The organism is Roseimaritima sediminicola (assembly GCF_009618275.1).
Lineage (GTDB): Bacteria > Planctomycetota > Planctomycetia > Pirellulales > Pirellulaceae > Roseimaritima > Roseimaritima sediminicola.
The window spans coordinates 56,688-77,946 of the sequence record NZ_WIAD01000014.1; the positions used below are offsets into that span (position 1 = coordinate 56,688).

Genomic DNA, 21,259 nt, shown 5'->3' on the forward strand with positions numbered 1-21,259 from the left:
CATCGCTGGCGTCAGCGGGCGTCATTCTAACACCGCTGCGGTCTCGCGATGGCTACAATGGACACACTCCCTCCGCCGCGCATCGCCGCGCAAATGCGAATCGTCTCGCGCTCGTCTTGTCCCGCCGTTTGTGTCTCCGTTTACGAACAGAAGTGATACGCCATGCATCGTCTCTCCCGCACCAACTTCATCCGTTCGAACTGGCTCCCCGGTCTGTGCATGCTCTCGTGCATCACCGTGTGGACCAGCGGTGGTGCAGGCCTGTCGGCGGCCGAACGGGCTTCGCAACCCGCCGCCGAATCGGCGTCGCCGGCGATCGATGTGCCGGAGGTGCTGGACCCGCACTGGCAGATCGAACTGGTCGCCTCCGAGCCGGAGTTGGTCACGCCGGTGGCCTGTTGTTTTGACGAACAGGGGCGTCTGCTGGTGATCGAATGCCACACGCACTTTCCGCCCGATGACTACCCGGGTCCCGACCAGGACCGGATTTACTTGTTCGACGATCCCGACGGCGACGGACGCCTGGACCGGCAACGACTGTTCTACGCGGGCGGCCGGGCGACGATGGGGATCACGCCGCTGGCCGATGGCTGGATCGCCGTCTCCACGCGCAGCCAAGTCATTCGCATCCGCGACAGCGACGGCGACGACCGAGCCGACCAGCGCGAAGTCCTGCTGACGCTGGATACCAAAACCGACTACCCGCACAACGGCCTGGCCGGAATGGTGGTCGGTCCCGACGGTTTGCTGTACGTCAGCCAGGGCGAGAACTTCGGCGGCGACTATCGCTTGACCGCCGCCGATGGAAGCCAGCAGGTGGGCAGCGGCGAAGGCGGCAATGTCTATCGCATGACGCAATCCGGCGGACGGCTGGAACGAATCGCGACCGGGTTCTGGAACCCTTTTGGATTGGCTTTTGATCCCGCCGGTCGGTTGTGGACCGTGGACAACGATCCCGATTCCCGGCCGCCCTGCCGTCTGCTGCACGTGACTCCCACGGGCGATTACGGGTTTCAGTTTCGCTTTGGCCGCGCCGGCACGAACCCGCTGCTCAGCTGGGACGGCGAGTACCCGGGCACGTTGCCGATGGCCGCGGGAACCGGCGAAGCTCCCGGCTGCCTGGTCGCCCACGGGCCGCATCTGTGGGTGACGGGCTGGGGCGACAACCGTCTCGAACGCTATCGCCTCCAATCCTCCGGTGCAACCTGCGTCAGCCAGCTGGAAACCGTGGTCCAAGGCGGCGCGGCGTTTCGGCCGGTCGATATCGCGACCGCACCCGATGGCTCCTTGTACGTGACCGATTGGGCGGACCGCAGTTATCCGGTTCATGGCAAAGGGCGGCTGTGGCGATTGAGCCGACGTGCCGATGCGCCACCCCTGGCCGGCAACCTGCCGCCGCTGAGCAACGCGGAACAGCGGGCGGCTGAGCTTCGTGAGCCGCGCGGCGTGAACACGAAGGATCGCCTGGCGACGTTGGATTCTGCCGATCCGTTCCTTCGCCAAGCCGCCATTGCCGGACTGGTCGCCGGCGACGACCTGCAGGACGTTGCACCGGAGGATGAGCTGACCGCCTCGCAGCGGCTGGGACTGTTGACGGCGTGGCGGTGGATCGATCTGGTTTCCCCGGATCGGTTGACGGCGGATCAGCGCCGGCGGTGGATCCATGCCGCGTTTGCCGACGCCGACCAGCGCGTCGTGATGGCCGCTCTGCGATGGGTCACCGAGCGGGGCGATACCACGGCGCTACCGCAGATCGAATCCCTTCTGAACCGCCCCGGGCTCTCCCCAGAATTGTTTTCAACCCTGCTGGCTGCGATGGCCTACTTGGAAGCGGGACGCGCCGACGGCGGCAAGCACGGCAAGCACATCCAGGACCGGCTGGCTCGCGTCCTCACCGATCCGGAGCGTTCGATCGAGCTGCGGACGTTGGCCCTGGGCCGCTTGTCACCGACCTTCCGGCGCATCACCCCGGACCGGCTGCGCCAGTGGATGCGGGCCAGCGACCACCGGCCGTTCCGCGCCGAGGCCGTGCAGTGGTTGGCCACACGGTCCGACGAAGCCGCGACGAGTGCCCTGCGAAGCATCGCCGAAGACGCGCAGCTGGATGCTCAGACGCGCGCCGATGCCGTGGCCGCGGTGGCCGCCAGAGCCTTGGAATCGGAAGCTATGAAACCGTGGTTGGAAACGTTGGCAGCGCGTGTCGGCGGTCCCGATCAGGAGGCCTTGGCCGGCGAGATCCGGCGGGTCTTGCGAGCTCCCGAGTCGGCGGACATCGACACGCCGGAAATCGAACCGCTCAGCCGCTGGGAGGGGTTGGTTGCCCACGGCGGCGATCCCGCGGCCGGTCGCCGAGTCTTCCGGCGAGCCGGTTGCGTGAACTGTCACGCCTACAAAGGCCGCGGCGCGGACACCGGCCCGGACCTCTCGACCCTGGACGACAACACGAGCCGCCTGCTGGAATCGATCCTCCTGCCCAGCAAAGAGGTGGGGCCGCTGTACATGCCCTGGCAGGTGCTCACCCGCGACGGCCGGGTCTTGGTGGGATTAAAGGTCAACGGGGGCGGCGTGGGAACGAATCTGAAATTCCAGCAAGCCGACGGCAAAACCTTCGAAGTCCCACTAGCGGAGATCGAATCCCAGCGAGCGATCACCAAGTCGATCATGCCCGACGGCTGGCACGAGCGACTCAGCGTCGCCGAGCTACGAGACTTGATCGCCCTGCTTGGCGGAGACGGCTGAGCGGTTGGGGGGAGGACGGACGAGAGTTCAGGGTTGGATGGGCGTGCGAGCGTTCGCTGAAGAGTCGATTGCAAATTGCAAATCTCCTGACTCCGGCGGAATCTATGTAGTGCTCGGAACGGTAGAAGACAATGTTTTCTCCCCTCTCCCCCGCTGCGCCGCGAGCGTCAGTGAGTGAAGCAGTGGTGGGAGAGGGGCCGGGGGTGAGGGGGCTCGGGTGCAACGGAATGCCTGTTTGCGCACGCCTTTCCGATTCCCGTACGGTATCGAGACACCGCACTGGTGGTGCCGCTCTGCTGGGCCCAGAGGGACGACACGAATTGCGGTGCCAGACTTCCTGTCGCCCTTCCAGGGCTTTTGTTCGTGGTGTTTACGTTTCCCCAGGCTCGCGCCTGGGGCTACCACATGTCGCCACTTCCGTGGCTGCTGCGCCCCGAGCTTCGCACGCCCTACATAGAATCCGCCGGAGTCAGCAAATCTCAAATCGAGCACGAGCACGATTCAACCCCGCCCCTCGCCACTCGCCACTCGCCCCTCGCCACTCGCCTCCAATCACGCCCCCGGAGGTTGCTATTGCTCCTTCGGCGGGCTTCTTTTACTGTCGCGGGCGAATCGTTTGTTTCTTCAACACTGCGCGAGGCACGGATGCACGTCAGCGGTACACGACTGCCAGTCCTGGTTGCCCTTACGATGATGGTCGCCACCGTCGGCTGCCGCACTCCCCCGTTCGATCGCTCGATCCAGGTGAGTCAGCAACCCAGCGAACAAGATCATCGCCGCGACAAGCCGCCCACGCGTTTGGCTTACAGCAAGAAACCCGCCGCGGGTGTTGCTCCCGCCGGCGCGGCGGCGGCCACCGCGTCGATCGATGACAGCGGCCAGCAACTGACCAGCTCGCTGGCGGCCGCCGGCACGTCGGCGGCCGACGCCGACGGTGTGGTCCAGGACAAAGAACTGCTCGAAGCGTTCCGCGATGCGGACCCGGTCATTCGCGATGCCGCTCGCCGACGTCTGGCGGCCACCAAGCAAACCCAGATCCAGAGCAAACCGCTGCCGGATCTGCCCACCCGCGCCGAACTGGATGCCGATCCCTTTGCCGCCGAACCCGATGCGGTCGCCACCGCCGACGCTCCGCGGCAAGCCGCTGCCGAAAAGAGCTCGCCGGTCGTGCCCGCTTCGCACAGCGCTCAGGCCGAGCAGGCTCCGGCTGAACGGCCCACTGCGCCGGCCGCCGCCGAACCGCTGCTCGGCCCCGATTCCACTACCGAACAACTGGCCGCCGACGAAGCCAAAGCAGCTCGGCCGTCGTCAGCCGAGGAAGCGAAACCTTCCCAGCCCGCCGCCGACGACGCCAAAGCAGCTCGGCTGTCCTCAGCCGAGGAAACGAAGCCTTCCCAGCCCGCCGCGGACGAAAATCCCAGCTCGGCCGCCAGCCTCGAACGATACAGCGACCAAAAGCTGCTGGCCGAACTGGCTCGGCGCTGGCAGACCATGCCCGAAGACCTCGACGAACCGGGCCAGCTGCGGCACCACGTGCGGCGCCGCATGCTACTGTTGCTCGACGGCCGGATCGACGAAGCGGTCGAGCCGATCGACTCGCTCGGCAGCAGCGAGCAGGAGTACCTGCGAAACCAACTGCTCGCCCTCTGGACGGCGATGGACCCGCAGGGACATCCCGTGCTGCAGCGGCGTTGGTCGACGGCACTACCACACCTGCGCGACGCCACCAAACACATGGCGGCCGCCACCGGAACGCTGGAAGTCGGCTCGTTGGCCTTCTGCACCGAAGTCGAATCGTACGGTCGCATCAAACCCTTCGAATCCACGCGGTTCAAAGCCGGCCAGCAGGTCATCCTGTACAGCGAAGTCGACGGTTTTGCTGCCGAACGGCTCAGCAACGGTTACGAGACCCAGTTCCAGGGCTCCTACGAGATCTTCGATCACAGCGGCAAACGCCTGTACCACAAAGTGCTGCCGGCCGACCGTCAGGTCTGCAACAACTACCGTCGAGATTACTTCATCGCCTATCGCCTGCACCTGCCCAGCCAGTTGGCCGAGGGCCAGTACCGCATGGAATTGACGATGGAGGATCTCAAGGGTGAAAAATACGGCCAGGCCAGCATCGATTTCGAGATCAACGGTTCAGTCGCCAAACCGCACGCGGGCAGCTAGACGCCAGATGATGCCGCCCATCAAGGCGGCATTCAGCACGACGGTGGTCAGAAAGTAGGCCAGCACCAGCCACCAGTTGCCCTCGTTGGCCGGCATCGAATGGTCGGCGATCAACGTCGCGTCCAGGGGAATCGCGAACACGGCATTGAACGGGCTGGCCGCTCCCAACCACTGAAACCGCTCGACCGTCGCCGCTGGGAAATCCAGAATCTGCAGCAGCAACGTCAGTGCCACCGGCGCGGCATAAGCCACCAGCAGGACCGAGTACGTGGTCATCAGGCTGATGCTGGTTTTGCGCGAAAACACGCTGCAAAACATCGCCACCACACTGTTGGTAACACAGGTCGTCACGACGATCACAAACATCGCCACCAGCGCCAACCAGTTGCTCCAGAAATCGCTGACCAGGACGCCGCCCAACAGCAGTGGCCACAGCAGAAAACTGGTCAACACCGCCGAGACGCGGAAGCCCACAACCAGCTTGCCCCAAAAAATCTGCCAGGGCGTGATCGCCGTGGTTAACAACAGGTCCAGCGTTTGCCGCTCGCGCTCGCCGGTCATGCTGCCGGCCAGGAAGACCGGACCGATCAGGATGTTGAAGACCAACACGAACACCGCGTACCAGGCGCAGCGATAGGACTGGGCGAACAACAACCAGGCCATCAACGGAATCGCCAGCAGCATGCTGATCTGAATCACCAACCGCAGCATCAACGTGCCCTGGCTGAAGATCTCGCTGTGGATCTCCTTGTCATACACCGGATTGACGCCGTCGGGCATCAACTGCTGCTTCTTGGGCGGGGCGAACAGACGATCGGGGAACTGATCGCGGTTGATCACCAGGCCCACCGCCCGCTCGGCTTCTTCTTCCAGGTCCACGACCTCCTTGCCTTCGCTGCCCACGTCCGGCGGGTACAGCATCCGGGCCGCGGCGTTGCCGCACAGCAACAGCACCGCCGTCAGGCCGTAGGCCGGAATCACCAACATCGCCAGCTTCAAACGCAGCTCGGCGTCGCTTTCGAAGGTTTTCCAGAACAGCACCCCGACCAGCACCAGTGCCAAGACCGTCAGATAGCTGACCGCCAGCGAGGCGCTGGTCCGTTTAAAGTAACTGCTGGCCGCGATCCCGATCGCGCCGAACAACACCACCGAAACGATCAAGCCCACGTAGGCGGCAACAACTTCGTACACGCTGACGCCGCCCAGCGGCAGACACAGCACGATGATCGGCAGCGATGCCAGGATCAGCATTCCGATGTGCGTCAGGGCCGCGATCATCTTGCCCATCACGATCGCCCCGGGACGCAGCGGACTGGCCAACAGCATTTCGTAGGTCTTGCGTTCCTTCTCGCCGGTGATCGCTCCGGCCGCAAAACTGGGCGCCATCAGCGACGCGATCACGTACTGGCCCAGGAAAAACAAATCAACCAGCTTGCGCGCGGACTGCGGGTTACCGGTCAGGTCCAAACGCTCCTCGCTGGGCCAGGCGATCAACACGACGACCGCCAGCAACAACTGGTACAGGGCCAACAGCACAAAGGCCCGGCCGGTGCGCAGGTTTACCAACAGCTCGCGCTGCAGGACCGGGTTTTCCATCAAATACATAAGGCCAACGACGCCCCACTCAGACCGCGTAAGGGTAGACAAGCCGAATGATTATAGAGCATCGTCGGCGGCGGCTCAGGATGGGGCTTTAGGACCAGTCCAGTCCTTCGGGCAAGCGGTTCAAGTTGCGAGGACCATCGGCGGTGACCACGATCATGTCCTCCACGCGGACGCCGCCGGTTTGTCGGCCGTACAGTCCCGGTTCGACCGTGAAGACTTCGCCCTCGAGGATCTCGCCACCGCCGTCGTCCAGCAGGATCGGCTCGTGGACTTCCAGTCCAATTCCGTGGCCCGTTCCGTGCTGGATGGTGGGGCCATCGCTGAGGGTGCCACGCGAGAGCTCGAAGCCGTGTCGCTGTTGGACGGCGATCACGGCTTGATGAACCTGGTCGCCGGTGTTGCCCGGACGCAGTTTGTCGATCCCCGCCGCCTTGGCTTCGACCACGGCCCGGTGCATCGCCACCACCTGCTCGCTGGGGCGGCCGTGAACCACACAGCGCGTGCAGTCGCCGCAGTACCGCGTGCTCTGATCCTGTGGGTACAGGTCGACGATGATGGGGACGCCGCTGCGGAGCGCCCCGGTGCCGGCATGGTGGCAATCGGCGGCGTGTGGCGCGGTGGCCACGATCGCCCCGTGGTTCAGCGCGTAACCGTGCTCCAGAAAGAACGCCGCGGCCATTGCGCGAGCCGCCTCGCTGGTCAGGATTTCGCCCTCGAAGACCAACTGTCCTTCGTCATCGGTGTCGCAGCGAGCGATGCGTTCGCACAAAAATCGGATGCCTTGCTCGGTGACGTTCTGCGCCTTCTCGAGCCATCGAATTTCTTCGGCGGTTTTGACGCGGCGGTCCAGCACGCCCAGGTCGGCATCGTACCGAAGCTCGACGCCGGCCTGCATCACGTGCCAGGCAAAGATGAACGGCAAACTGCGGTCGGCCGTGATCTGCCGGACGCCTTCGCGGCGGAGCAGTTCGGCGACGGCCTGAGCGGTGGCCGTCGCCCGGTCGGCGTCCAGCCCCTGTTCGGGCGTGAAGTCCGCCGGTGAAAAAACTTCGTGGTCCCGGCCCACGTCGCGAGCTCGCCCGGCTTCGATGTCTCGGATGATCAAGCGATTGCGGCCATCGAGCGAAAGCCAAGCCGCCGGGTCGCCCGCGGCCAGACCGACCGCGCGATAGAGAGTCGGATTTTCGGCGGGGATTCCAGCTAGCAATACGTTTTTCGTCATGCGGATCAGCTTGGGGAAAGGAGGGCGAAAGCGGGGTTCAACGAGTGTCCCGGACGGCGACGAACGAGTGTCCCACTCGGGCGAAGCAAATTTTTTTTAGCGGAAAGAGTGGCCCGGCAGGGATGATTCTGACGAACTACCTTGCTGTCCGCCTAGGCGGGTCTAGAATGTGACACGTGGGAAGAAAACTCTGACCCACTTTCCTTCGACCAATCACCGGCAGAGGGACCAATTTTCGGGCTGGCCGATGTTCACTTAAGGCTTGTGCAGAAGTACGCCGAACATCCGCCATTCTCCCAGCGGCTCCGTGTTTGCCGCCGACGGTCGAAGGATGTTATATGACCGGCTGTTACGGGTAAAACCGTAGCAGCCGGTTTTTTCGTGCGCCGTTTTCTCCTCCAGCCCGATGCCAGCGAGGATCGCCGTGGCGGCGGCGGCGCTGCTGTAGGCCGGACCGGCCAACCGAGTAACCGGCCAACCGAGTCACAGCGGCCGAAGCCGACCGGCCGGTGGCGCTTCGCCGACCGGTCCGCCGCTGGCGTAAAAGAGCACGCGTCGCCAAACCCGCCAGACGTTGGGGCAAGCGTTGTCATTCACGACCGGTTTTAATGTCTGGCGGTTTTCGGCTACTTGGCGTCTTGCAGATTGATGATCTTCTGCCAGATTTTGCTGCTCATTCCAGTGGTCAGCTGTTCGATCTCGCTGACCGCGGCCAGCGAGACGGGGTCGTCGAATCGCTGGACGTACAGCGCGGCCACTTTGCCGGTCAACGACAGCATCTCGCTGCAGTAATCCAGGTATCGGTTCAGCAGCAGCGGTGTCAGCTGGATCACCGGCGACGTCGCCGTGCTCTGCCACTGCTTCTGCGTCCGTTCGGGGTCCTTGGTCAACTGGTGCATGTCGATGACGTGGGCGATCGAACGCAGTTCGTGGATCGCCGCTAAGGCTCGGCGGCGTTTGACGCGCGTCTCCAGCGTGAACAAGAAAAAGATGCCCGCGCCCAGCAGGACCGCTTCGTTGCTGGCCGCTTCGATCATCGACAGGAAATTGCTGACCTGCAAATCCTCGTCGTTCAGCTGCAGGCGTTGGCTGTAGTAGAACACCATCCCGATCAACAACCCGCTGAGCAGCAATCCCAGACCGTAACCCGAGATGCGAAACAACAGGATCGGCCGATTGATCCAGCGCGATCGCTCGCTGGCCTGACGGGACAGATCCAGCAACTGGCCACACAGATTGAAGAGACCGGAGTCGGGAAAGCGTTCGCCGATACGACGCTGCAGCCGAGCCACCGTGCTGATGATTTCATCGTCACGCAACACCAGCACCGGTTCGGACGCCCCGGCCGGCGACTCGGGGCGGGTCTTATATTTCCAGAAACTCTTCATACGCCTCTCGCAGGATCGCTTCGTCGATTGCCTGATCGGTCCAGCACTGCACGGCCCGGGCGGTCTGGTCGACCATCAAGTCCAGACGCGTCAGCGTTGCGAGGTTTTGTTTGCCAGCGGCGCGGGTCAGGGGCGACGAACCGGTCCACTCGGCCAAATCGATTACCAGGGCGGGCGCCCGCAACCGCTGGATGACGGTTTCGGAAATCAAACAAGGCTCGCCGTCGCACATGCCCCGCAGGACCACGTCCACCGCCTCGTCGATGGTTTCCTCGATGCGCGCCGTCCGCCGCACCCGACGCGGGTGCGCGGCGTTCCCGCCGGTGGGCGACGCGACGTCCTGGGCGTTCATTTCCTTTCGTTCCACCTCTGCCAAATCCCTGCCTGCCGGATCCCTGCCTGCCGGATCCCTGCCTGCCGGATCCCTGCCTGCCGGATCCCTGCCTGCCAAATCCCTGCCTGCCGGATCATCCTGGTGGCCGTCGGGCGTGGAGTTAGCCGTGTCGGCGCCGCTGCGCTGCCACAGTTCGGGCGGCGTGTCGAACAGACGCCAGCGGTAGTGTGGCTGGCGCATCAGCGGCAACAGCGCGGCCAGCCACGGGTCCGCGTCGCCCAGCACGGCGATCGTGCGTTCGACCGGGGACTTGTCGCCGGCGGACTCGCCGGCAGCTTCGTCCGCAAACGTTTTCGAGATCGCGGCCCGCAGCACTTCGGTACTGACAAAGTGTCCACGCAGCGGGCCGTCGTCTTGGCGGCTGAGCACATCGACGTAGGCGGCGATCGTGGCGGCTTCGTCGGTTTCGTCACACAGCGGAGCGACGGCTCCACGGTGCGGATCGGCGACGATCCCGCCGCGAAACCCCATCGCTCGCATCCCCGCAACGGCCGCTGGCAGGTCCTCGGCGGTGACGTCCAGCGAGAGAAACCGCCAATCGATGTCCGCCGCCGCCAGCGCGCGTTCGACGGCGAACTGGGTGGGGTTGCCGGCGATCGGGTGACCGAGAACGCAGGCGATCGGTTGAACGGCAGAATCGGTCACGGGAACACGCGCTTCACGAGATGAGGGCAACGCGCATAGTTATCGTCAGCGGTGCCGCTCGATGCAATCGGGGGAACGGCCTGAGGATGAATTACAATGGGTCGATACGCCGAAAGACTGTTTCCTGCCCGCTCACCAATCCCGGTTTTGATGGTCGACACCGTGCTAAATTCTCCTCGCTCGCGTGTGCCCGGTTCGTCGATTGCGATCCCGGCCGCGGTGACCTGGATGGGTTTGCTGGGGATCCTGGCCCTGCAGATCGGGGGGGCGTATCTGTCGGCTGGCTCGCCGCCGGCCCACGGGATCTGGCTGGGGTGCATGTGGGGCGGGCTGTCGGCCAGTGTATGGGTGCTGGGACGCGCCGTGACCCACTGGCCGGCGCTGCTGGCAATCCTGGCCTCGGCGGCTTGGCACGCCCTGTGGATGCACGCCTGGTCCTCCGAGCCGCTGTCGCGGTACCTGTTCTCGATCGGCCTGTTGGTCGTGCTCCAGTCGCTGGCGATGGTCGGCAGTGCTCGGCTGCGATCCGCCGGCAGGAAGCCCTGCGTTTCCCACGCTTCGGGCCGTTACGGCATCGCTTCGCTATTGGTGCTGACGCTCGTCTCGGCGGTTGTCTTCAGCGGTTGGCGGAGCTACGTGACCGATGACGCGCTGTATCACTTGGGCACCCTGACGGCGGTGACCAGTCTGGTGGCGATCGCGACCGTGTCCCAGCGCTTGGTGGCCGCGACGCCAGCGCCGCTGCTTTGGGCGGGATTGTTGTTCGCCACGGCGGCGGGCGGCTGGCTGGGACTGCATCGCCTGATGCGGCTGAACGACCAGCTCCGCGGCCAATCGGACAGCATGCTGTACGCAGAACAGACGGCGATCGTGCTGGCGACCTTCACCGTTGTCGTGATGACGCTGCAGTGGTGCCTCGAGTTCGACGCGGCGCGTCACCGAGTACGGGACCGCCTTTCCGGGCTGTCGGTCGAGTGAGCCGCCCGCGGTTGTTGTTGGCTTGCACAGTGCAGCGCCCCCAGGCCCCAGACCAGGTCCGCCGCGTCGACTCCCAACACTTCCACGCCGGGCGCCAGGTTTCGCAGGATCGACAGGGCCACGCGGTCGCTGGCCGGAGAGCGGAACTGCGGCACCAGCATCCGTGGCTCGCCCAGCCGAAGAAAATTGCAGTAGCTCTCCGGCACCCGTTGCCCATCGACAAACCGAGCCGGCGGCAGGGGCAACCGGTGGACGTGGACCGTGGGGCTGGTCTGGCGAGCCCAAACGCGGATCTGACGATAGTGGTTTTCCAGCGTCTCGTAACTGGGGTCCGAGCGATCCTGACATACCGCGACCACGACGTTCTCGGGGTCGATGAAGCGGGCGATCTGATCGATATGTCCGTCGGTGTCGTCGCCGGCCGGCCCGCCGCCTTCCAACCACAGGATCTCGGTCACGCCCAGACAGCGATACAGTTCTTGAGCGATTTGGTCGCGTGACCAGCCGGGATTTCGCGTGTCGGTGACCAGGCAGGACGCCGTCGTCAACAGTCGGCCCGCGCCGTCGGTCTCCAGAGCTCCGCCCTCGAGCGTCAACGCACTGGTGACGCGGGGGCTGCCGGACAGGTGGCAAATGGTTTCGGCGGCCGCCGCATCCTGGTCCCAGGGCGGGTATTTTCCGCCCCAGGCGTTGTACTGCCAGTCGATACCGACGACCGAACCGGCGGCCAGTTCGGGCAGCGCCGCCGCATGCGGATCCACACAGTGCACGAAGGTCGGGCCGTAATCGCGGATCCAGCAATCGTTGGTCGGGTACTCGATAGACTCGACCCGCGGCACGTTCCTCAGCCACCGCTGGGCCTGTTGGCGTAGTGCGTTCGGCACCAACAATCGCACCGGCAGGACTTCGGACACGCTGCGGACAAACCGTGTGTAGGCCGGCGGCATGCGCTCGACACGTCCCGGCCAGGTTTGCGGATTATGCGGCCAAGCCAACCAGATGCACTGCATCGGTTCCCATTCGGCCGGCCAGCGGAACGCCGATACGGCCGGCGGCTGGAGCGTCGATTCGCTCATGAGGGGTCCTGGAAAGGCGTGCTCGCGGGATCGTCCGCAGCCGCGAGGTTCGCGAGGTCGCTTGCCGTGCCAAAGGGGCGAGCTTCGGGACAGCGAGCCAGTAATTGATACAGGACGATGCCCACGGTCGTGGCCAGATTCAGGCTGCGGACCTCCGGCAGGGTCGGCAGATTTACGGCATAGGGGCTGTCGGGATCCAGGATGTCCGGCGGCAGACCGGCCGACTCGCACCCGAACACGAACGCGTCGCCGGCTTGCAGCGGTGCGTCCCACAGGGGCCGTTTGGCGAACCGGCTGAACACCCATTGCCGCGGCGTCGGCAATTGCTGCTGCAGCTGGCTCCACGAGTCGACTTCTTCGCAGGCCAGGTGTTGCCAATAATCCATGCCGGCGCGTTTCAGCCGGGTATTGGTGATCTCGAATCCCTTGGGGCCGACCAGCCAAAGTTTCGCGCCGGTGGCCACACAGCTGCGTCCGATATTGCCGGTGTTCTGCGGGATCTCGGGCCGGTACAGCACGACGTGGGCCGAGGGTCGGCCCCGGCGAGCCTTCGCCGCATCCAACCCCGGGCGATCCTTCGCGGCTTGCAACGAGGGGTGTTCGTCTGGGAAACTAGGCGGCTGCCCGTCGTCGCTTCGCTCCTCGGTTTCTCTTTTCTGATTTCCCATGCCGATCCAAGTCACGTGTCCGAGTTGCCTAAGCCGGTTTACGGTAAGCGATAAATTCGCGGGCAAAAAAGGCCCTTGTCCCAAGTGCAAAAAACAGATCGCCGTCCCGGAAAAGACGGACGAAATCGTCATCCATGCGCCGCGCGACGATGCTCCGAAGGATAGCAAGGGCCAGTCGGTCTTAAAACCGATCCAGCGAACGGAAACCCGCGTGACCGGGCGCGCCGTAGCGATCACGGTGGGAACGATCGTCGTAATGTTGGCCGCGGCGGCCGCGACGCGTCTGTGGGACCCGGTGCCCTGGTGGTGGGTGGCCCTGGGCGCGATCGCCCTCGCACCGCCGGCGATCTACGCCGCCTACGGCTTCGCCCGCGACGCCGAACTGGCACCGCTGGTCGGCAGCGAACTGCGAAATCGCCTGTTGATCCTGTCCGCGATCTTTCCCGCCCTCTGGCTGATCTATGCCTTCGTGCCGATGTACGTGCTGGACCTGCGCCAGCCATCGGACATGTCCCTGTTCGTGGCCGGAATCATGCTGGTGATCGTGGCCGGAATCGGCGCATTTGCCGCCGCCAACGCGTTGGAACTGGAATTCAGCGGCGGGCTGGCCGTGGCCGGTTTGTATCTGGTCGGGGCCCTGATCCTGGCGTTGATCGCCGGCGTGCCGGTCGCCAGCCTCAATGGCGGCTCCGCTCCGGCCGAACGCGAGCTGTTGTTCGAAACCCCGCCCGGCGGCCCTGCCAGCGGGGCCCCGCAACCGCCCGCCGCCACGCCGCCCGCCGCCGGCACCCCGTCGGCTGCGAACCCGTCGGCTGCGAACCCGTCTTCAGCGAATCGGGGAGCCGGCCGGTGAACCAGGAAGTGCAGGCGCTCGGCGGGGCGCGCCATCTGATGCGGATCGCTCCGGAAATGGACGTTCCGATCACGCCGCGGGTGCGCCGGTTGATCGACACGGCGCCGATGCGCCGCCTGTCGCGGATCAGCCAGTTGGGACTGGTCGCCCATGTTTATCCGGGGGCGACCCATTCCCGTTTCGAGCATTCCCTGGGCGTTTATCGCTGTGGGCTGCAGGTGCTGCAGCGGTTGGCGGCCGATCCGGCGTTTGTCGAGCACGTCGACGACCGAGCGGTCGACACGTTCGTCGCCGCGTCGCTGCTGCACGACGTGGGCCACTGGCCGTATTGCCACCCGATCGAAGACATGCAGCTGGCGGAACTGCCGCGACACGAAGTGCTGGCCCGGCAGATGTTGATGCAGACCGAGATCGCCGAGCGGATCGAGGCCGACTGGAGTTCGGTGGACGAGGTGTGTCGCCTGCTGGAGGGACCGCTGGAAGATGAGGCCAGCCGTCTGCTGGCGTCGATCCTCAGCGGCCCGATCGACGTCGACAAAATGGATTACCTGCTTCGCGACAGCCTGCATGCGGGCGTGCCCTACGGACGGAATTTCGATCTGGGCCGTTTGATCGGATCGCTGTGCGTGCATCCTGAAAAACCCGCCTTGGCCGTGGGCGAGAAAGGTCGCACGGCAGCCGAGATGATGGTCTTCGCCCGCTATGTGATGTTCAGCGAAGTGTACTGGCACCACGCCGTTCGCGGCGCCAGCGCGATGCTGCAGCGGGCCGTGTACCTGCTGCGCGAGCGGCTGGACCTGACGGCCATGGTCACCTTGGACGACCACCGCTGGACCGGGCGGCTGTGCCGGATCGCCGAAGGATCACTGGCCGAGCCCCTGGTCGAAGGGCTGTTTGGCCCGCAGCGGGTGCTCTGGAAACGGGTCGCCGAGTTCGATCGGCTGCAGCACGAAACCCTGCACGCCCAGCTGTCCCGCCGGCCCTACAGCTGGCTGGTCGCCTGCAGCGAACATCTGGCCGAGCGGCTGAGTGCGGAGTGCGGGATGCCGCTGAGTGCGGCCGACGTGATCATCGATGCCCCGCCGATCAAGTTGGAGGTGGATATCGACGTGGACGTCGTCCATCGCAGCGGTCAGGTGCGGCCCCTGGGAGCCGTCTCGCCGGTGGTCGACGCCCTGGCGCGGCGACAATTCGATGAATTCGTCAAACGGGTCCGCGTTTTCGTCCGCGGCGATGTCCGCGACCGTCTGAGAGAGGGGCACTTGGACCAGGACTGGCTGCACGACGCCGTCGAACGAACCGAAGCGGCGTTCGAAACCTAGCTCGCCCCCCGCGGCGCAGCAGCCACGGCAGTGGCGACATGCGGTAGCCTCAGACGCGAGCCTGGGGTGCCGTCCCCACCCCCCCCCGCGCCAGTCCCGGAGGGACGACACGAATTCCGATGCCAGACTTTGGGCCGCCGCCCCGTAGCTGAAGTCGCCAGACTTTGGCGGCGAGATTGCAAATTGCAAATTGAACAATGCAAATTGCAAATTGAGATTTGTCGGCTCCGGCGGAATCTATGTAGGGATCGGAGCGATAGAAGACAACATTTTCTCCCCTCTCCCCCGCTGCGCCGCGAGCGTCAGCGAGTGAAGCAGTGGTGGGAGAGGGGCCGGGGGTGAGGGGGCTCGGATGCAACGGAATGGCTGTTTGCGCACGCCTTTCCGATTCCCGCAGCGCAGCGAAACACGGAGGTGGTGCTGCTCTGCTGGTCCCCCTCACCCCCAACCTCTCGATCCGGCTTGTCCTGACGGTTTGGCTTGCCTTTTCCCAATCATTCAGAATACAATTGGGCCACGAAACAATCGGACGTTCAGTCCTTACCATCTCTAAGAGGTTTCCAACTGATGGCGATCAAGCTTACCGAACGAGCCGCCGAAGAAGTGACGCGTTTCCGCAGCGAGCACAATTTCGGTGACGAAATGGTCCTGCGAATCGGCGTCGCTGGCGGCGGTTGCAGCGGTTTTAACTACACGCTGAACTTCGACGAAAATTTCGACGAAAAAACCGACAGCAAGTTCGAATGCCACGGCGTGAACGTGGTGGTCGACAAGAAAAGTGCCCTGTATTTGGACGGCACCACCGTCGACTGGTACGATTCGCTGGAAAAGAAGGGTTTCACCTTCGAAAACCCCAACGCCGTCAAAACCTGCGGCTGCGGAAGCTCGTTCCAGGCCTAACGGTCCCAAGCTTCTAAAAGCTTCGAAAAGCTTTTAGAAAAAAAGTTCGCTGGGTCTGTTAACCTAAATGCCTCCAGCGGCATTTATAGGTATGGAACCGGCCCCCAAGCGAAACGATCTCGACGGCCCACCGGGCTCCCTGGCAAAAGCGGCCGGGGATGCCCCGCCGCCGGCGGCGTGCAATGCTCCGCCGGCCTCGCCGCCCAGCGAAGCGGCTTTGATCGCCCTGCTGACCGAGTGTCAACTGCCGCTGGGCTTGTATGTCCGCAGTCTGATGCCGGGCGATGCGGCCGCGCACGACGTCCTCCAGCAGGCCAACGCCAAGATCTGGGAGAAACGGGCCGAGTTCCAGCTGGGCACCAACTTCAAAGCCTGGGCCCTGGCCGTCGCCCGCTTCGAAGTGCTGAACTATCGCAAGCAACAGGCTCGCGACGCGCGCTTGGTCTTTTCCCAGGAGCTGGAAAAGACGATCGCCGAAGAGCTCGAGCACGCCGATGACGATCTGATGCAGCGGCATCAAGCCCTGCAACAATGTTTGCAAAGCCTCAAGGCGGAGAGCCGCCAACTGCTGATGCATCGCTATGCGTCGGCCGAGCCCCTCTCACAGTACGCCGGCCGCGTTGGCCGCTCGGTGTCCTCGTTAAAGGTCACGCTGTTTCGCCTGCGGGCTTCCTTGGCCGAATGTGTCGAGCGACGCCTGCGCGTGGAAGGAGGTCCGCAATGACGCCTGCCGAACGTTCGCGGCTGATCGATTCGCTGCTTGACGGCGAGATCAGCGAAGCCGATTTCTTGCGGATCGAAGCCGAGCTGTTGGTCGATTCGGACGTCCGCGCCGAGTACTACGACCGGTTGAAGCTGCAGTTGTTGTTGGAACGCGAAGCCGCCGACGACGCCGAAGCCGCCAACCACGCCGAAGCCACTGCGTCACGCGATGCGACCACGACCGAAGCCGCGGTGGGGCGAGCCGACCTGCCGACACGTCGCGCCGCCTACCTGCTGACGGCTGCGGCGCTGCTGACTTTGGCCGCCAGCTTGTTGGTCATCCTGCCCCGGATCGTTCCCTCGGACGCCGATCGCGCGTCGCTTCCTGCCGGGCCGCTGGCCGCCACCGCGCTGCCGGCCGAATCCAAAGCCAAGGGGTTTGCCCTGCTGGGCGGGCAATCGGACGCCGTCTGGGACGGCCCGGCGGTCGAGAGCGGTTCGCTGCTGCCGGCCGGTACGCTGAAGTTAATTTCGGGCCTGGCGCATATTGAATTGTTCAGCGGCGTGCAGATGGTGGTGGAAGGTCGCGCGGAGTTTTCCATCGAATCGCCGATGGAGGTGCGCGTGGCACGAGGCCGCGTTCGCGCTTACGTGCCGGATGCCGCCAAGGGGTTTCGCGTCCTGACCGACCAAGGCGAAGTCATCGATCTAGGTACCGAGTTCGCCATCGATGTCGGTGCCGCCGGCACTCGCGTAGACGTGTTGGACGGCGAGGTGGAACTGCGACACGGCGGCAGCGAGGCCCAACGCGTCCTCGGAGGCCAGTCGCAGCGCTTGACTGCCGCCGGCATCAAGGCGTCGACCGATTCCGGCGAGGTATCGATCGTCAGCCCTCAGGAGTTTCACAGGAGTCTGGACCGCCGCTTGGTCGAGCGGGTTCAGCGGTGGCAGCAGCGTATGGCGTCGCTTCGCACGCAATCGGATCCGATTGCTTACTACCGGACCGATCCGGCGGATCGTTGGTCGCGGCGGTGGGACAACATCGCGCGGCTCGAAGCCGAAGACGGCGGCGGGACCGAAACGCTGGCCAGCGATGGAGCGATCGTGGCGGCTCGGCGAACGCCGGATCGCTGGGGACGCCCCGACGCGGCCTTGGATTTCAGCCGCACCGGCAGCCGAGTTCGTGTCGATGTTCCCGGCCAGTACCAAAATCTAACCTTGATCACCTGGGTCAAAATCAACAGCCTCGACCGCTGGTACAACTCCTTGTTCCTGACCGACGGCCACGAACGTTTCGAGCCGCATTGGCAAATGATGAACGACGGACGCTTGTTCTTCTCGGTCAAAGCTCGCCAGCGAAACCAGGACGGCGCGGCCGCCCAGCACATCTTCTACTCACCCCCGATCTGGGATGCGTCGCTCGGCGGGCAGTGGATCATGCTGGCGGTCGTCTACGACACCGATGCCCAGCGGGTTACGCACTATGTCGACGGCAAAGCGGTCAGCCGCGAAGCGATTCCGGCGGATCATCTGGTCGACACCATTCGGATCGGCGCCGCATCGATCGGCAACTGGAGCGAACCGATGTACCGCACCGACCCGGAATTCGTGGTGCGGAACTTGAACGGCAGCATGGACGAGTTCGCCATGTTCTCAGCCGCCCTCTCTGACGAACAGATTCTGAACTGGTATCAAGCAGGTAATCCGCATGAGTAGTTTTCGTTTGTCAACGGTCCTGTTGCTGGCCGTCTTGCTGCTGGCCCGGGCCACAACCGGCCATGCTGACGAGGCCAAAGAGGCCAACGAGGCCAACGAGCGACTGTTCACCCTGAAGGTCTTGCCGTTGTTGAAAGACAAGTGCGCAGGCTGTCACGGCGGCGCGGCCGAAGACATCAAAGGAGAATTCAGCGTGCTCAGCCGGGCGGAGCTGCTTCGCGGCGGCGAGTCCGGCGAGGCGGCCGTCGTGCCTGGACATGCCGACGAAGGAACGCTGCTCGAGGCGATTCGCTGGGAAAGCTGGGAGATGCCGCCCAAGGAAAACGATCGCCTGAGCGACCAGCAGATCGCCGTGATCAGCCGCTGGATCGACGGCGGTGCGGCTTGGCCCGACCCGAAAGCCCAGCAGCGGTATCGCGAGGAAGCGGAGAAAGAGCTGGTCAATGAAGACGGAATGATCGCATCGACCAGCGGCGGCACATCGGCCGAATGGACCAGCCGCCGCTACCAGCCGGAAGACCTCTGGGCCTTCCAAGCGGTGCAGCCGCCCAGCGACCTCGATCCGCAAGCCGCACCGTCGCAGCACATCGATACGCTGCTCCAGCGGCGGCTGGACAAAGCCGGTATCGAAGCTGCGCCGCGCGCCGACGCTGCGGCGCTGATTCGCCGCGCCACCTACGACCTGCACGGCCTGCCGCCCACGCCCGAGGAAGTCGCCGCGTTCGAGCAAGCTTGGCAACAGACCCCCGACCGCGCCTGGCAGGATTTGATCGACCGCCTGCTGGAAAGCCCTCGGTACGGCGAGCGCTGGGCGCGGCACTGGATGGACGTGACCCGGTATGCCGACACCGGCGGAATGGCCAACGACTTCGAACGTTCCAATCTGTGGCGTTACCGCGATTATCTGATCCGCGCGTTCAATAACGACAAACCCTACAACGAATTCGTCGTGGAGCAATTGGCCGGCGACGAACTGGCCGACGCATCGGTGCGAGAGCGTCATCAGGGCGACGAAGCGGCCGTCCGACGGGCCCGCCTGGAAGGGGACTACACGCCCGAGGAAACCGAATGGTTGATCGCCACCGGCTTCCTGCGACTGGGCCCCTGGGACAACGCGATGATCGATGCCGACGAAGCTCGCCAGATCTATTTGGACGACGTCGTGAACATCACCGGTCAGACCTTCTTGGCGACCACGATGCGGTGCTGCAAATGCCACGATCACAAATTCGATCCGATCCCGACCCGCGACTACTACCGCATGTACGCCGCCTTTGCGACGACGCACATGGCCGAACGCCCGGCCCCATTTTTGGAAGTCGAAAGCCGCGAAGGGTTCGATCAGGGCCGGGCCCACGTGCGGCGTTTGCTGGACTTTGCCCAGGCCGAAAAGAACCGCTTGGTCGAAAAACGCGAAGCCGCCGCTCGGGAGTGGTTCGAAAAACACGACCTGCCCTACAAGAACGAACAACAGCGCAAGAGCCTTCCCGACGAACAGAAACCGCCGCGTCACGTCGGCCTGACCATTCCCGAGCAGGGACAATTAAAAGTCCGCGAGCAGGACGAGTGGATCTGGCAACGACGCCTGGAACGCTACGAACCGATGGTGCAGAGCGTTTACAACGCCAAAGCCGCCCGAATCGCTTGGAACGGGGCGCGAAAACTGCGCATCCAAAAGCCGCCCAAGAAAGCCCAGCCCCTGGTTAACCACATCCTGACCGGCGGAGCGTTGACGGCCCTCGGAGACGTCGTCCAGCCGGGCGTGTTGAGCGCGCTCTCGCTGCCGGCTTCGCCCGGTGCCGAAGACCCGTATCTGGTGACCCCAGACGTCGACGGCCGCCGCCTGGAATTGGCCAAGTGGATCGCCCACCGCGACAATCCTTTGACCACGCGGGCGATCGTCAATCGCATCTGGCAGTATCACTTCGGCAAAGGCCTCGCGGCCAACGCTAATAACTTTGGCGCCAAAGGTGCCAAGCCCACGCATCCCGAACTGTTGGATTACCTGGCCGACGACTTCGTCCGTCATGGCTGGAAGATGAAACGGCTGCATCGCTACATCATGCTCAGCGACGCCTACCAGCGAGCGTCCGTTCCAGCCGATCAAGAACGCTTGCAATTGGAAGACCCCAACAACGAGCTGTTGTCCTACTTTCCGCCGCGCCGGCTGACCGCCGAAGAGCTGCGTGATGGCATCTTGGCAATCACCGGCGAATTGACACCCAGTCGTGGCGGGCTGCCGATCATGCCAGAGATCAACATGGAGGTGGCGCTGCAGCCGCGCATGATCCAGTTCTCGCTGGCTCCCGCCTACCAACCTTCGCGGTCGCCCCAGCAGCGGAACCGCCGCACCATCTACGCCTACCACGTGCGTGGACAAGCGGACCCGTTCACCCAACTGTTCAACCAGCCCAATCCCAACGAGTCCTGCGAGCGGCGGGAATCGGCCGCGGTGACGCCGCAAGCATTTACCCTGATGAACAGTGACATGATCACCGACCGTTCGATCGCCTTCGCCCTGCGGCTGCAGCGCGAAGCCGAACCGCTGGAGCAGCAGATTCAGCGGGCGTTCCAGCTGGTGTTCTCGCGAGACGCATCGCCCACACAGCTTCGTGACATGAAGACGTATGTCCGCGACATGGTCTCCTACCACCGGCAACACGTCCCCGAACCGGTCGAGTACCCGGCCGTGATCACGCGTTCTTTGGTCGAGGAGTTTTCCGGCGACACGTTCGAGTACACGGAGATCCTGCCGGTGTTCGAGGACTACGTTGCGGATACCAAACCGGCCGAGGTATCGGCCGAGACGCGTGCTCTGGCGGACATGTGTCTGCTGCTGCTGAACACCAACGAATTCTTGTACGTGCCCTAGTCGGAGT

The 21,259-nt window shown here is 64.3% G+C and carries 15 protein-coding genes; 9 read left to right on the forward strand and 6 right to left on the reverse strand.

The annotated features are described in order from the left end of the window. Window positions 1-162 precede the first annotated feature (162 nt). Window positions 163-2,739: a PVC-type heme-binding CxxCH protein gene (locus GE027_RS09495; protein ID WP_153556955.1), complete on the forward strand. Its 2,577-nt coding sequence runs from the start codon at window positions 163-165 to the stop codon at window positions 2,737-2,739. A 690-nt stretch (window positions 2,740-3,429) separates the two neighbouring features. Continuing rightward, on the forward strand, window positions 3,430-4,911 hold the full coding sequence (locus GE027_RS09500; protein WP_153556956.1) for a hypothetical protein: 1,482 nt from the start codon (window positions 3,430-3,432) through the stop codon (window positions 4,909-4,911). On the opposite strand, the gene GE027_RS09505 is transcribed toward GE027_RS09500, so the two are convergent. The 4 genes from GE027_RS09505 to GE027_RS09520 form a co-directional block, all read right to left on the reverse strand. After that, window positions 4,882-6,516, reverse strand: coding sequence for an ABC transporter permease (locus GE027_RS09505; protein ID WP_153556957.1), 1,635 nt, complete (start codon window positions 6,514-6,516; stop codon window positions 4,882-4,884). The two genes, GE027_RS09500 and GE027_RS09505, sit on opposite strands and share 30 nt — an antisense overlap. 88 nt (window positions 6,517-6,604) lie before the next feature. Further along, complete coding sequence (locus GE027_RS09510; protein WP_153556958.1) at window positions 6,605-7,738, reverse strand: M24 family metallopeptidase; 1,134 nt, start codon at window positions 7,736-7,738, stop codon at window positions 6,605-6,607. 626 nt (window positions 7,739-8,364) lie between these two features. Then, complete coding sequence (locus GE027_RS09515; protein WP_237607423.1) at window positions 8,365-9,126, reverse strand: hypothetical protein; 762 nt, start codon at window positions 9,124-9,126, stop codon at window positions 8,365-8,367. Further along, window positions 9,104-10,165 carry a hypothetical protein gene (locus tag GE027_RS09520; RefSeq protein WP_162006651.1) on the reverse strand — a complete coding sequence of 354 codons (1,062 nt, stop codon included), beginning with the start codon at window positions 10,163-10,165 and terminating at the stop codon, window positions 9,104-9,106. Before GE027_RS09520 ends, GE027_RS09515 begins: the two co-directional genes overlap by 23 nt. 162 nt (window positions 10,166-10,327) lie before the next feature. Here GE027_RS09520 and GE027_RS09525 point away from each other — a divergent pair, with 162 nt between their 5' ends. Next, the gene (locus tag GE027_RS09525; RefSeq protein ID WP_153556960.1) at window positions 10,328-11,143 is read left to right on the forward strand and encodes a hypothetical protein; all 816 of its coding nucleotides are present in this window, start codon (window positions 10,328-10,330) and stop codon (window positions 11,141-11,143) included. Here GE027_RS09525 and GE027_RS09530 read toward each other — a convergent pair. Together GE027_RS09530 and GE027_RS09535 are read right to left on the reverse strand one after the other, a co-directional pair. Then, entirely contained in the window at window positions 11,101-12,219 is a 1,119-nt protein-coding gene (locus GE027_RS09530; RefSeq protein ID WP_153556961.1) for an agmatine deiminase family protein, read from the reverse strand. The genes GE027_RS09525 and GE027_RS09530 overlap by 43 nt on opposite strands. Further along, window positions 12,216-12,809, reverse strand: a complete 594-nt coding sequence (locus GE027_RS09535) for a tRNA (cytidine(34)-2'-O)-methyltransferase (protein WP_237607424.1) — start codon at window positions 12,807-12,809, stop codon at window positions 12,216-12,218. The genes GE027_RS09530 and GE027_RS09535 overlap by 4 nt, the downstream gene beginning before the upstream one ends. Window positions 12,810-12,885: 76 nt before the next feature. Between GE027_RS09535 and GE027_RS09540 the strand changes: the two genes are divergently transcribed. The 6 genes from GE027_RS09540 (at window position 12,886) to GE027_RS09565 (ending at window position 21,252) form a co-directional block, all read left to right on the forward strand. After that, the gene (locus GE027_RS09540; RefSeq protein ID WP_202617374.1) at window positions 12,886-13,740 is read left to right on the forward strand and encodes a DUF3488 domain-containing protein; all 855 of its coding nucleotides are present in this window, start codon (window positions 12,886-12,888) and stop codon (window positions 13,738-13,740) included. After that, window positions 13,737-15,062, forward strand: coding sequence for an HD domain-containing protein (locus GE027_RS09545; protein WP_237607425.1), 1,326 nt, complete (start codon window positions 13,737-13,739; stop codon window positions 15,060-15,062). The genes GE027_RS09540 and GE027_RS09545 overlap by 4 nt, the downstream gene beginning before the upstream one ends. Window positions 15,063-15,629: 567 nt before the next feature. Continuing rightward, window positions 15,630-15,962 carry a HesB/IscA family protein gene (locus tag GE027_RS09550; RefSeq protein WP_153556963.1) on the forward strand — a complete coding sequence of 111 codons (333 nt, stop codon included), beginning with the start codon at window positions 15,630-15,632 and terminating at the stop codon, window positions 15,960-15,962. A gap of 67 nt (window positions 15,963-16,029) precedes the next feature. Then, the gene (locus GE027_RS09555; RefSeq protein WP_237607426.1) at window positions 16,030-16,686 is read left to right on the forward strand and encodes a sigma-70 family RNA polymerase sigma factor; all 657 of its coding nucleotides are present in this window, start codon (window positions 16,030-16,032) and stop codon (window positions 16,684-16,686) included. Then, entirely contained in the window at window positions 16,683-18,380 is a 1,698-nt protein-coding gene (locus GE027_RS09560) for a LamG-like jellyroll fold domain-containing protein (protein WP_162006652.1), read from the forward strand. The genes GE027_RS09555 and GE027_RS09560 overlap by 4 nt, the downstream gene beginning before the upstream one ends. Then, on the forward strand, window positions 18,373-21,252 hold the full coding sequence (locus GE027_RS09565) for a PSD1 and planctomycete cytochrome C domain-containing protein (protein WP_153556966.1): 2,880 nt from the start codon (window positions 18,373-18,375) through the stop codon (window positions 21,250-21,252). The genes GE027_RS09560 and GE027_RS09565 overlap by 8 nt, the downstream gene beginning before the upstream one ends. Window positions 21,253-21,259: the final 7 nt, after the last annotated feature.